Here is a 13,811-nt window from a genome sequence, read left to right on the forward strand (position 1 = left end):
ACTAGATTATTTTTATTTTTTAGACAATTATTTTATTGATATTTATATAAAATTTTGTTATATTTTATATATAAATATAAAAAAATCATTTTTTAATAATTATGAATAGGAAATTTACAGCATTAATAATTCTTATATTATTTACTTTTTCATATAAAGTTTTATTTCCATATTATAATGACAGTACAGCAGATAATTTGCCTGAACAGTCTATTAATTTTATAAAAGATTATTTTGATACTAATAACATAACAAGGATAGAAGAATTAAATGAATTTTATAAAGTATTTTTCAATAATGGTATAATAATATATTTTGATTCAAATGGATTATGGCAGGAAATTGACGGACATTCTAATCCTATACCTACAAGCTTTATTAATAAAAATGTTTTAAATACTATAAAAAATACAAATCCAAATGCTAATATCATCAAAATAAAAAGAAGATGGAATATGTATGTTGTTAGTTTAGATAATTACATAAATGTTTTTGTTGATTTTGCTGGAATGCTTATAGGACAAAAAGTTCCAGATTAATTATTCAAAGAGGTTATATGAATAAAAAAATATTAATTTTATTTTTCTTTTTATCAGTTTCTGTGCTTTATTCTGATGAAATATATATTGCTCCTAATCAGCTTCCTGCTGCTATACTGCAGTTTGTAAGTTTATATTTTAATAATTCTCAGATTATATATGCTGAAATGGATAGGAAAACTTATGAGATTGCATTAGATAATGGAGTAGAAATAGAATTCTTTAGAAATGGAGAATTAAAAGAAATAGAGGGAAATTACACAGCATTGCCTTCAAATATACTTCCTCAGCCAGTAGCAAATACTGTTTCAAGAACTTACCCTAATAACGTAATAACAAAAATAAAAAAGAAATGGAATCTTTATGAAGTTAAACTTAATAATATGATGGAACTTTATATAGATATTAATGGTCAGCTTCTAGGACAGAAATTTGACGATTAAAAAAAGGATATCATCAAAAGATGCATATCCTTTTTATATTTATAATATATTAATTTCTAAGCGTCCTTTCCATGACAGTATTTATATTTCTTACCGCTTCCGCAAGGGCAAGGATCATTTCTTCCTATTTTCTGAGTCATTTTTACATTAGGCTGTGCTGTTTTTACTTTGTTTTGAATATTTTGATTATTTCCGCCATTCATTGCACTTATATTTCCTTTTTCTTCCACTCCGCCGTCAAAAGCACTCTCTCTATTCATACTATCAAATGAATTAGGAACTATTCTAACTCTCATTATTAGATTTACAAGCTCTTCATGTATAGCATTCATAGTTGCTACAAACATTTTATATCCTTCAAGTTTATATTCTGTAAGCGGATTTTTTTCAGCATATCCTCTTAAACCAATACCCTCTCTCAAACTGTCCATAGCAAATAAATGATCTTTCCATCTATTGTCTATTATTGAAAGGAATATATTTTTTTCTACCTCTCTGAATATTTTTTCATCAACCATTTCAGATTTCTTTTTGTATGCTTCTAAAAGTAATTTAGTAAGGTTTTTAATAGTGTTGTCCACCCCGCCCTCTACAGCCTTATTAGCAGCATCCTCATCTATACCTATTAAATAACTATTAAGCCATTTTGTAACTTCAAGAGGGTCTACTGTTTTATTGTTGGAACTTATATCTCTTATAGTAGATTCTGTAACTTCTCCAATTATCTCTTCTACTCTAGGAGATATATCATCAGAGTAAAGTATATAATCTCTTTCTCCATAAACTGCCATACGCTGCTGATTCATAACATCATCATACTCAAGCAAATGTTTTCTTATATCAAAGTTTCTGCCTTCTACTTTTCTCTGAGCATTTTCTATAGATTTATTAAGCCATTTATGACCAAGCTCTTCTTCTTCACCCATTCCCATAGCAAGCATCATTTTTGATACTCTCTCACCGCCGAATAAACGCATTAAATCATCCTCAAGCGATAAGAAAAATACACTAAGTCCTGGGTCCCCCTGTCTTCCGCTTCTTCCTCTAAGCTGATTATCAATACGTCTTGCCTCATGTCTTTCACTTCCTATAACATGCAAACCGCCAGCAGCAAGTACTTTTTCTTTGTCTATTTTAGATTTTTCATTTATTTGAATAATTCTGTCAATTTTTTCTATCATTTCAGAAGCATTATTTTTCTCTGCCAATTCTTTAGCTTCTTCTATTTTTCCAGAAATAACACTTCTTACAAATGCTTCTTTATAAAGGTCTATAGCTTTTACTTTTTTTGTTAATTCTTCTTTTTTATAAGGATCACGCTCTTTAAATGCTTTATCTTTCATAAGTACAAGCACCTGTTCTATTTCAGAAACACCCTTAGCAACAGGGTTTCCGCCAAGTACGATATCCGTACCACGTCCTGCCATGTTTGTAGCAAGAGTAACAGCTCCAGGTTCTCCAGCCTGTGCTATTATTTGAGCCTCTCTTGAGTGGTTTTTAGCATTTAATACTTCATGATTAATTTTATGCCTTTTGAATACTTTAGAAAGCTCCTCGTTCATCTCTACTGATACTGTACCAACAAGTGCAGGTTTTCCAGCATCTTGAAGTTCTTTTATATATTTTGCCAATGCTTCAAATTTTGCCTTTTTAGTTCTGTATATTTTATCTGATAAATCCTGTCTTGCTATAGGTTTATTAGTAGGTATAACAGCAACATCCAATTTATATATTTTATAAAACTCTTCTGCTTCTGTTTCGGCAGTACCTGTCATACCTGAAAGTTTAGGATACATTCTGAAATAGTTTTGGAATGTTATTGTAGCATAAGTTTGGGATTCATTTTGTATAGCAACTTTTTCTTTAGCTTCTATTGCTTGGTGAAGTCCGTCGCTGTATCTTCTTCCTTCAAGCACACGTCCTGTAAACTCATCTACAATCAAAACTTCTCCGTCTGTAACCATATAATCAACATCTTTTTTGAATACTTTATGAGCCTTTAAAGCCTGATTAACATGATGAACTATTGTACTGCTTTGAGCCCCATATAAATTTTCTACATTAAGGAGCTTTTCTACTTTATGTACCCCCTCTTCTGTAAGGTATACATTTTTATCCTTCTCATCAAGTACATAATCACCAGTACCAGCAACCTCACGCATTCTCTCATCTACTTCTGCCTGTTTAAGCATAGGTATTATTCTGTCAATTTCATAATACATTTTTATGTTTTTTTCAGCTGGTCCTGATATTATAAGAGGAGTTCTAGCTTCATCTATTAAGATACTGTCTACCTCATCCACTATAGCATAGTAAAACTTTCTCTGAACTTTATCCTCTTTTCTTGTAACCATATTATCTCTTAAATAATCGAATCCAAACTCATTATTAGTACCGTAAACAACATCGCAGTTGTAAACAGCACGTCTTTCTGGGGAATGAGGTCTAGTATTATCAAGTATGCCTACACTTATTCCAAGCATAGAATATATAGGAGTCATCCATTCAGCGTCCCTTTTAGCAAGATAATCATTAACTGTAACTACATGCACTCCAAGTCCTGTTAAAGCATTAAGATACACAGCAAGCGTAGCAACAAGTGTTTTACCTTCACCTGTTTTCATCTCAGCAATTCTTCCCTGATGAAGTACTGTTCCTCCCATCACCTGAACATCAAAGTGCCTCATGCCTGTTGTTCTTATACTGGCTTCGCGTACCACAGCAAATGCCTCTGGAAGTATACTATCTAATATATCCTGAAGTTTTTTCTTATTTTCTTCTTTGCTTAAATCTAATTCTTCTGTCTTACAGCCTATATGTTTTTCTACTCTTTCTCTGAACTCTTTAGTCTTATTTGTAAGTTCTTCATTGCTTAATTTTTTTATCTCTTCTTCAAATGATAATGTCTTTTCTGCTATAGGTTTTAATACTTTAGCGTCATTTTGTTCTTTAGAGCCGAATATCAATTTGAATACTAAATCCATTGCTCCCATTATTCACAAACTCCTTAAATAATTAAAGTAAAAAATAGAATAATTCATTTAATAAAAATATTGTATATTAAAACTCAATGATAACATAAAATGTAAATATAATAAAGTAGAAAATTATAATTTTAAATACAATATTATTTTATATTGCCTTATATATTTTTATATGTTATAATAAATGAATTGTTAGGTTAAATTAGGAGTGGATAATGATCAATAATCAGAAAAAATTTATAGATATACTCAATAATTTATATACTATATCGCAAAAATCAGATATTAGTAATAACAAGATAGAAGAATCTATTGATTTAATAAAAAATGTATCTTTAATTGTACCTGTAGTCGGAGATTTTAGCTCTGGAAAAAGTACGCTTTTAAATAAGTTTATAGGAAAAGATATATTACAAGTTAATATTAAACCTGAAACAGCAGTTCCATGCGAATTATATTATTCAAAAGAAGAGTATGCAATAGGCGTTGATGAAAATGGAAATGAAATAAAATTAGAAGAAGTTAATACAGAAAACACTAAAGATTTTTTATATATTAAAAGATATGTTAATAGTGAAAATTTAAAAAAGATAGATCCTATAATATTAGTTGATATGCCTGGATTTGATTCTCCTTTAGAAAATCATAACAGGGCAATAATGAGCTATTTAGATAAAGGCATATATTATATTTTACTTACACCAGTGGATGCCGGTACTGTAAGCAGATCTATGATTAATCAGATAAATAATATAAAAAACCTTAAAAAAGATTTATCAGTATTTTTAACTAAAACAGATTTAAGAGATGAAGATACAGTTCAAAAAGTAAAAAGAGAAATTCAGGATAGATTATCTGATATTGATATACATAAAACTGTTAATACTATTAATGAAAAAGAAATAGATTTATTTGATAAAATGATTAAGGAATTAAATACAGAAGAATTATTTTATTCTATATTTGCTGATTTAATTAAAGTTATTTGTCAGGAAACTGAATCATCATTAAAAATAAAAATATCAGCTTTAAAAAGTGATGTAAATCAGAATAAAGGTACTATAGAAGAATTGGAAAAAGCAATAAAAAATTTAGAAGAAAAAAGAGAAGAGCTAATAAAAGAACAAAAATCTAAAACTTACACAGCAGAAATAGATGTTATAACACAAGAGATAGGAAACAAATTAAATAGTAATATAAAAGAATTAGTTAAATTGGCTAAATCTGGAGATGGTGATATATTAAAAGAAGAAATATTGAATATAGCACAATCCGTTGTTATAGAAAAAATAGATTCTATTATAGATGATATTAATTTAAATATTAATACTTCTTTTTCAAAAGAGGTTGCATGTTTAGATTCAAGTTTAAACAAATATAACATAGCTGAAGTTTCAGGAAATATTCAAGACCTTATAAGAAAGTATAATAAAATAGAATATGTAACAAAGCCTGTAACTACTAGAAAATTTTTTAAAAGTGAAACAGCTTTAACAACATATACTACCGCTACAGGCATATTTGCTGCTGTTTCAAGTTCTCTAGTACCTGCAATAGAAATTGGGATAATAGTTCTTCCTATAGTGATATCTTTAGTTGTAGGTTTAATTGATAAAATCAAAGAAGATAAAGAAATTAAAGATAAAATTGTAGCAACATTCCCGCTTGTTAAAAGAGAAATAAGAAATAAACTTAAAGAAATACTTGAAATAAAAACTAATGAGGCTATTAATAACATATACATTCAGTATAATGAGAATTTAGCAAGCAAAGTAGAAGAGTTGGAAAAAGCTCAGGAAGAACTTAATAAAAACGGAGATGTAAAAGCTGTAATAAGCGGCTTAGAGAATAATCTAAAAGAAGTAAAAAATACATATTCAAGTATAAAATAATTTTATATAAGGTATTAATATGAGCGTAAAAAATAAAGATAAAGAAATATTAGAAAATATATTAAAAATACAAGATAATATAGATAAACTTAAAGAAAAATATAAAGATGATTTGGAGTTTGTAGATGAAATAGAAACTTCATGCTATAAAAGTTTGTTTAAAGGAAAAAATAGAATAGAAGAAGATTTTAAAGAGCAGGTAAATACTGATAGAAATATAAGAGTCGGAATAGTAGGAAGGGTAAAAGCTGGAAAATCCTCTTTATTAAACTCTCTTTTATTTGAAGGAAGAGATATTCTTCCTAAGGCTCCTACGCCTATGACGGCGGCATTAACTCAAATGGAATATTCTAATAAGAATTATATAGAAATAGAATTTATAACTGAAGATGATATAGCTTTATTAAAACAGCAGAAAGAAGAATATAAAAAATTATTTGAAAGAGTAAGGGAAGAAATAAATATAGAAAAAGAAGGAAAAGTTGAAGATTTATCTAAGGAAGCTGAAGACAGAATAAAAGCTGATGAATCAAATGAAATATTAATAGCTTCTAAAGAGATATATTATAACATAAAAAAAATTAAAGAAAATAATAAAAATATATATGATGAAGTAATGTCAAACACTACAAAAAAAATTGACTTTAATAATATAGAAGAAATAAAAGATAAATTGAAAGATTATGTATCTTCAGATGGTATTTATGTAAATTTTGTAAAAAGTTTAAAACTTTATATCAATTTAGATATATTAAAAGAAATAAGCATACTTGATACTCCTGGATTCAATGATCCTTTGGCTACTAGAAATGAAAAAGCAAATCAGTTATTATCTAAATGCGAGGCTATATTAATACTAACTCCGTCTACTCATAATTTCAGCAAATCTGACATTGATGCTATTAATAGAATATCAAAGAGAGAGGGAATACAGGAAATATATGTTGTTATCAGTAAATTTGATGATTCATTATTATCTGATGATATAGTAAGAAAAGCTGATGATAATTTGGATAATGCTATAGATAATGTGCTAGATGAATTGTATGACAACATAGAAGATAATTTTAATAAAATTAATAATGACGGGGTTTTTGACAATATATTAAAAAATATAAAAAAAAGAGTTACATATTCATCAGGCATGTGTGCTAATATGTTTGAGACTTTTGAAGATAAGCATCAATGGGATAATGAGAAAAAAAAGGTTTTTGAAAATTTCTCTGAAAAATATAAAGATTATTTTTCAGAAAAAGAAAATGAATTATCTATTTTAAATTTAAAAAAATTAGGAAATATTGACAAAATCAGAGAAATATTAAAAGATGTTGAATCAAAAAAAGAAGATTTATTAAAGGATAATCTAAGAAAATTTGATAAAAGATATAAAGCTTCTGCTGATGATATAGTAAAAGAAATTACTAATTATGCAGCTAGAAAAGAAAGACAAATAGACAGCGGAACTACAGAAGATAAAACTAAAGAAATTAATAATTTACTTAAAAGTTATGACAAAATAAAGCCTATGATACATAGTGCTTATTTAGATACTATAAGATCATGGGCTGTTAGTATTGATAAAGATGCCGCAAGCAGATTGGATAAGTATTATAGGGATTTAGAAACAAAAATAAATTCATTCATTGAAGAAAAAGATGCTATGTTCGGAAAGAAAAAAAGATATATTAAAGTTCAAGAAATTAAAAATTCTATTAATAATTATATATATGAATTTAATAATTTTAATTTAAATTTTAGACTTGAAAGATATCAGGAATTAGAAAGTACTATATCCAAAAATATAATAAATATATTCAGCCTTGAAATTCCAGATAATACTGAAATAAATAATGCATCTATAAAAATATTAATTTCTAATATCACTATGGAACATCAAAATAAAATAGAATACGGTTATTTTGATGAAGTTCTATCGAATTTTTTCCATGGAACTGTAGGTAATATTAATATGATGAAATATATTAATAAATTTGAATTGGAAGGAAAAGATGCTGATAATTGTATTATTGGTATTAATGCCATAAAAGAACATTTAAGGCATCAATTTAGAGAACAGATGAATAAGAGAATTGATTTGTTCTCAAAAGAATTGAATGAATTAGATTTTGCCTCTATTTTGCTAAGTAAGTATAAAAGTAAATTAGAGAATGAATTAAGAGAATTAAAAGATAAATCTTCATCAATAGATAAATGGAAAAAAATAAAAAAAGAAATTAGAAATATAATTTAGGATTAAGTTATGAATACTTCATTAATACTATATTCTTCATTTGGCATTGTTATTATTGTTCTTTTAATTATTATTAAAGTTTTAAATAACAAAAATAAAAAATTAATTCAGACTGCTTCTTTAGACAATAATTATTCTTCAGATAATAATGACAATCCAAATAATTATGAAAATAAAATTTTATCGCTAAAAAAAGAATTGGAAAATAGAGATTTAACTATTAAAAAATTAAATTCTGATATAAAAGATCAAAATGAAAAATTATATAAATATCAAAATATAGATTCGCAGCTATTAAATAAAGATAATGAGATAAAAAAATTAAAAGAAGAATTAGAAGAGAAAGAAGATGAGATAGAAGATATAGAAGATGATATAGAGGAGCTTAAAGATAAAAATAGAGAATTAGAAGAAGACTTGAACGATACAGAAAGTGATTTATATGAGCAAAAGAAGAAAAATGAGGAATTGAATAATGAAAAGGAAAAGGAGAAAAGAAAAAGAGAAAAGGAAGAGAAAATAAAAAAGGAAATAGAGAGTTTACTAAATTCTATTTCTGTAATTTTAAGCTCTAAACCTGAAGATAATGATAATTTATACAAATATAAAGAATTATATAATGAATATTTAAATCATTTAAAAAGATATAATAATATTTCTGGTATAGATATCTATAATGTTTTTTTGAATACCGAAAAGGAGTTATATGATATATCATTAAATGCATTTATTTATAAAAAAAACATAGTTGCAGTAGGAGGAGGATTTAGTTCTGGAAAATCATCTTTTTTAAATAGTTTGATAGAAGATAAAAGTATAAGACTTCCTACAGATATAAAAGCACTTACATATATACCGTCTTATATATTTAATAGTGATAACAATAATGTATCTGTATTATCTTTGAATGATAATAAGATAAATATAAATATTGATATATTTGAGAAATTAACAAAAAGAATTGTAAATGTTGAAAATCTTAATTTTAACAGTAAAAACTTGATTAAGCACTTTTTTATAGCAACTACTCTAAAAAAAGAATATCAAAATATATGCTTTATAGATACACCAGGGTATGATCCGGGAAATGATGACAATGAAGAAGATAAAAAAATGGCTTTTGAGTATATTAAGCATGCAAATAATTTATTATGGCTTATCAATATACAGGCAGGTACTATTTCAAAGACAGATTTAGCTTTTTTAAATGAAATTATAAAACATGATAAAAATAAAAAAATATATGTTTTACTAACACATGCTGATACACGTGATGATGAAACTATAAGGAAGGTTATAAAGCATATAAAAGAAACTTTGGATCAAAATAATATTAAAATAATAGGTATTTCTCCTTATACTTCAAGTCAAGGAAAATATGATGATAATAAACAGATATATGAAGCTTTTACAATAGGAAGAAGTTTACCGTCTTTTTTAAAAAACATGGAAAATAAAGAAAACTCAAAATTGGAAAATATTAAAAAAGATATAAAAAATATATTTGATAGTATAATATCAAAATACAATGAAGAAATTAAATCTATAAAAAGTGAAATTACTGTTGTAAATAAAATAAGACTTGATAATATGATTAATTTAGATACAAAAGATATTATTATCAATAATTATAAGTCATATTTACCTGAAGATTTTAAATTAGAGGCAAATATAAATTTAAAAGAAAAAAATATTGATAAATATAAAGATATAGATAAAACTATTTATAATATAATAAACAAATATCAAAATAATATAAAAATGTATAATGAATGCATATCTTATTCAAAAAAAATGCTTCTTGAAATCGAAAATTGTGTAAATGAAATTTTTGATTTATAATATTGATTTATTAAAAAGATAATATATTATTAAAACAATCATAATTAGTTTTAGGGTTATTATTATGCAGTAAACTTCATCAAATTCATTTTTTTATTCTAAAATGATCATATCTAACTAAATTTTTTTACAATATTACAATATATAGAGGATTTCAATGTTAAATGTTTTACTAGTTATAATAGGCTCTATTGCTTATGGTTTCTTACCGATTTTTGTTAAAAATATTATAGCATATAATTATTCATCACTTTCTATAGTTTTCTATAGATATTTTTTTACTGCAATTTTTTTACTGCAATTTTTTTATTTATAATTATACTTGTTACAAGAAAAAGTTTTAAAATAACAAAAAGACAGTTTATAGAATTATTAATATTCAGTACAATAGGACTTGGAATAACATTTTTCTTATTATCGCAGGCATTATTATATATATCAGCAGGTCTTACAAATATGATACATTTCGGATATCCTGTAGTGGTTTTGCTTATAATGATATTTATGTACAAAGAACAAATTAATATATTAAAAATTCTATCTATGATTTTTGCCATTACTGGTATAATCCTGCTTACTAAGGTAGTAAAAGTAGAATCTTTTTTGGGTGTGATATATGCATTAATGACAACTATTACTTATGGTATTTATATGGTTGCTAATAAAAAATGCAGTTTTTCTAATCTTGACACTATGGTTTCTCTCTTTTATATGTCTGTTATAGTTTCTGCAGCTTTTTTTATAGTTGGAATATTTACAAAAAGTCTTCAGATACTAAATAATTTTTATGTATTTTATAATTTTACAGCAATATCTTTAATATGCACTATATTCTCACTTGGACTTTTACTTTATGGAGTTAAAAAATTAGGTTCTTCATTTGCCTCCATACTTAATATGTTTGAACCTACGACTACAGTAGTTGCTTCCATATTTATATACAATGAAGAGTTAACTATAAATATAATAATAGGCTCAATTTTAATAATATTTTCAACTATAAGTATGGTTATAGGAAACAAAAATACCTAATTATTTATAAGGAATAATAAAAATATACTTTTTATTGTATTAGTTTCAAAACTACAGCAGCAAATTATTTTTTAATCAAATGATAATATTTTAAATGATGTATAATTAATAATTATAAATTTAATGCTTTATCTCACTTATTTAAGTATTATTATTCATAATAAATTATTATTCATATACAAAAAAAAATATACAAAATAACAAAAATACATGTTTTTCTATTGACAATTTTTTTTTAAATGTTAGAATAGACAAACACTTTGTAAATATGTTATAATTTTCTAAAATATTAAGGATAAAATTTTATGAAATTAACTGATTTAAATATAGAGGAAGGTTTTGTAGTAGATAATGTAGCCACAAACGGAGAAATTAGACAAAGAATCATAGAAATGGGATTTACTCCTGGAGCTAAAGGTTGGATTGTAAGAAAAGCTCCTTTAGGCGATCCAATACAAGTTCATATAATGGACTATGAAATTTCTCTAAGAAAATCTGAGGCTAACGGCATAGAAGTTGCAAAATCTAATGTTGAAATAAAAAAAGACAGAGTATTAAAGCATAATGAACATAAAGAAATTAAAGAGGAAGAAAATTCTCTTGTAGAAAATAAAGATGATATTGCTAAAAAGATAAAAGTACCATCCAATAACACAAAATTAAAAGTAGCACTTGCAGGAAATCCTAATTCTGGAAAAACTACGATATTTAATGCATTGACTGGAGCAAATTATAAAGTTGCCAACTATCCAGGTGTAACGGTTGAAAAGAGGCAGGCTAATATGCTTTATAATGGATATACTTATGATTTGATAGACTTACCGGGTGTTTATAGTTTAAGTGCATATTCTCAGGATGAAGTTGTGGCATGCGATGTACTTCTTAATGAAAAGCCAGATTTTATAATTAATGTTATAGATTCCACAAATTTAGAAAGAAATCTTTATCTCACTTTACAGCTTGTAGAATTAGGTATTCCTATAGTATGCGTACTTAATATGTATGAACATGCTGAAAAAAATGGGGTTAGAATTGATGAAAAAAATTTAACTGAGCTTTTTAAATTTCCTGTTATGAAGGTACATGGAAATAAATATGAAAGTGTAATAATGATATTAGAAAAAATAGAAGAGATGTATAAATCAGGAAACAAACTGCATCAGGACTCAGCTATAAGATACGGAGAAGAAGTTGAGAAATCAATAAAAGCAATCACAGATAAAATGCAAGGAGATATAAGCGATTTGCATAAAAGATGGCTTGCCATTAAAACTTTAGAGAAGGATGAAAGAGCAATCCATTCTATTAGAAGAGAATGTAATAACGGAGGGGATGTTATAGAAACTCTAAATAGAGAAATTATAAAATTAGAAAACTCTATGAATGCTAAAACAGACTCTATAATGGCAGATAAAAGATATTCATATATAAGAGGTGCTTTGCAGGAAGCAGTACAAAAGGATAATATACAGGCATTTAATTTTACAGAAGCGGCTGATGTAATATTTTTAAATAAATGGCTTGGTCTTCCAATATTTTTAGTAGTATTATGGCTCATATTCAAAATAACATTTACAGTAGGAGCATATCCTCAGGGATGGCTTGAAATGGGCATAGGGGCATTATCTGGATTTGTAGGAAGTCTTCTTCCTGATGGAAGTTTGATACAATCTGTTGTGGTTGATGGTGTTATAGGAGGAGTTGGTGCCGTATTATCATTCCTTCCTCTTGTATTAATATTGTTCACTGGAATTTCATTTTTAGAAGACTGCGGTTATATGGCAAGAGCTGCTTTCTTGATGGATAAAATAATGCATAAATTGGGACTTCATGGTCAGTCATTCATTCCGCTTTTCTTAGGTTTTGGATGTACAATTCCTGCAGTTATGGCAGCACGTACTTTAAGAAGCAAGAAAGACAGAGTTGTTACCGTGTTAATTACTACATTTATGAGCTGCGGGGCAAGACTTCCTGTTTACATATTATTCATAGGTGCTTTTTTTGATCCAAAGATGGCAGCTTCTGTGATGTTCAGTATATATATGATTGGGGTCTTAATGGCATTTGTGATAGCATTCATATTTAGAAAAGCATTCTTCAAAGGGGAAGAAACTCCTTTTGTTATGGAGCTTCCTCCGTATAGAATACCTAGAGCAAAAGCAGTATTAAGACACATGTTTGATAGAGGATGGATGTACATTAAAAAAGCTGGTACTTATGTATTTGCTGCCTCAGTTATCATTTGGGCATTAATGACATTCCCTCAATATAATCCTACTGATACTGATAATGAAAGACTTATGAATGAAGCTAAAACATTAATGACAAGTCAGGGTTTAGATATTAATGATGAAGAAGCTGTAAATGCTGAATTTGAAAGATTAGTTGCTTCTGAAGGATTGAGAAATAGCTATGCTGGAAAAATAGGTACTTTTATAGAACCTATATTAAAACCATTAGGATTTGACTGGAGAATAGGTATAGGGCTTGTGGCAGGAGGAGCTGCAAAAGAAGTATTTGTTTCTACTATAGCTCAGATTAAATCTATAGAGGACGGTGATGAGTCTGTACTTACAGAATCTTTAAGAAATGATCCTGTATTTAATCCTATAGTGGCATATACATTACTATTATTTGTTCTTTTATATTTCCCTTGTTTTGCTGCTGTAGGGGTTATAGGTTCTGAAATAGGAAAAAAATGGATACCTTTCTTAATGATTTATACTCTAGCTGTTGCTTGGATAGTAAGTTTTATCTTCTACCAAGTTGCTGGAAGAATAGCAGGCATCATATAAATTTGCATCCATAAGATAGTTTTTTAATATAGT

Annotated in this window: 8 protein-coding genes; 7 read left to right on the forward strand and 1 reads right to left on the reverse strand. The window is 26.8% G+C overall.

Annotated features, from left to right (window positions below; genetic code table 11):
• Positions 1-101 precede the first annotated feature (101 nt).
• A complete protein-coding gene (locus tag Q0J69_RS10230) occupies positions 102-539 on the forward strand; it encodes a PepSY-like domain-containing protein (protein ID WP_297207032.1) in 438 nt (145 codons plus the stop codon).
• 17 nt (positions 540-556) lie between these two features.
• Positions 557-982, forward strand: a complete 426-nt coding sequence (locus Q0J69_RS10235) for a PepSY-like domain-containing protein (protein WP_297207034.1) — start codon at positions 557-559, stop codon at positions 980-982.
• Between the two features lie 56 nt (positions 983-1,038).
• On the opposite strand, the gene secA is transcribed toward Q0J69_RS10235, so the two are convergent.
• Positions 1,039-3,975 carry a preprotein translocase subunit SecA gene (gene secA / locus Q0J69_RS10240; protein ID WP_297207037.1) on the reverse strand — a complete coding sequence of 979 codons (2,937 nt, stop codon included), beginning with the start codon at positions 3,973-3,975 and terminating at the stop codon, positions 1,039-1,041.
• Positions 3,976-4,181: 206 nt separating this feature from the next.
• Between secA and Q0J69_RS10245 the strand changes: the two genes are divergently transcribed.
• The 5 genes from Q0J69_RS10245 (at position 4,182) to feoB (ending at position 13,778) form a co-directional block, all read left to right on the forward strand.
• Complete coding sequence (locus Q0J69_RS10245) at positions 4,182-5,858, forward strand: dynamin family protein (RefSeq protein ID WP_297207041.1); 1,677 nt, start codon at positions 4,182-4,184, stop codon at positions 5,856-5,858.
• Between the two features lie 19 nt (positions 5,859-5,877).
• On the forward strand, positions 5,878-8,109 hold the full coding sequence (locus Q0J69_RS10250) for a dynamin family protein (protein ID WP_297207044.1): 2,232 nt from the start codon (positions 5,878-5,880) through the stop codon (positions 8,107-8,109).
• A gap of 9 nt (positions 8,110-8,118) precedes the next feature.
• The gene (locus Q0J69_RS10255) at positions 8,119-9,951 is read left to right on the forward strand and encodes a dynamin family protein (protein WP_297207048.1); all 1,833 of its coding nucleotides are present in this window, start codon (positions 8,119-8,121) and stop codon (positions 9,949-9,951) included.
• A gap of 318 nt (positions 9,952-10,269) precedes the next feature.
• On the forward strand, positions 10,270-10,983 hold the full coding sequence (locus tag Q0J69_RS10260; RefSeq protein WP_297207122.1) for a DMT family transporter: 714 nt from the start codon (positions 10,270-10,272) through the stop codon (positions 10,981-10,983).
• Between the two features lie 305 nt (positions 10,984-11,288).
• Positions 11,289-13,778 (forward strand): ferrous iron transport protein B, encoded by a 2,490-nt coding sequence (gene feoB, locus Q0J69_RS10265; RefSeq protein ID WP_297207052.1) that lies wholly within the window; start codon positions 11,289-11,291, stop codon positions 13,776-13,778.
• Positions 13,779-13,811: the final 33 nt, after the last annotated feature.

Origin of the sequence: uncultured Brachyspira sp. (assembly GCF_944388875.1) — a bacterium.
GTDB lineage: Bacteria > Spirochaetota > Brachyspiria > Brachyspirales > Brachyspiraceae > Brachyspira.

Bases quoted from the DNA above. Each gene is read 5' to 3' on its own strand.
- Q0J69_RS10230 (WP_297207032.1), top strand. From the start codon at position 102: ATGAATAGGAAATTTACAGCATTAATAATTCTTATATTATTTACTTTT.
- Q0J69_RS10235 (WP_297207034.1), top strand. From the start codon at position 557: ATGAATAAAAAAATATTAATTTTATTTTTCTTTTTATCAGTTTCTGTG.
- secA (WP_297207037.1), bottom strand. From the start codon at position 3,975: ATGGGAGCAATGGATTTAGTATTCAAATTGATATTCGGCTCTAAAGAA.
- Q0J69_RS10245 (WP_297207041.1), top strand. From the start codon at position 4,182: ATGATCAATAATCAGAAAAAATTTATAGATATACTCAATAATTTATAT.
- Q0J69_RS10250 (WP_297207044.1), top strand. From the start codon at position 5,878: ATGAGCGTAAAAAATAAAGATAAAGAAATATTAGAAAATATATTAAAA.
- Q0J69_RS10255 (WP_297207048.1), top strand. From the start codon at position 8,119: ATGAATACTTCATTAATACTATATTCTTCATTTGGCATTGTTATTATT.
- feoB (WP_297207052.1), top strand. From the start codon at position 11,289: ATGAAATTAACTGATTTAAATATAGAGGAAGGTTTTGTAGTAGATAAT.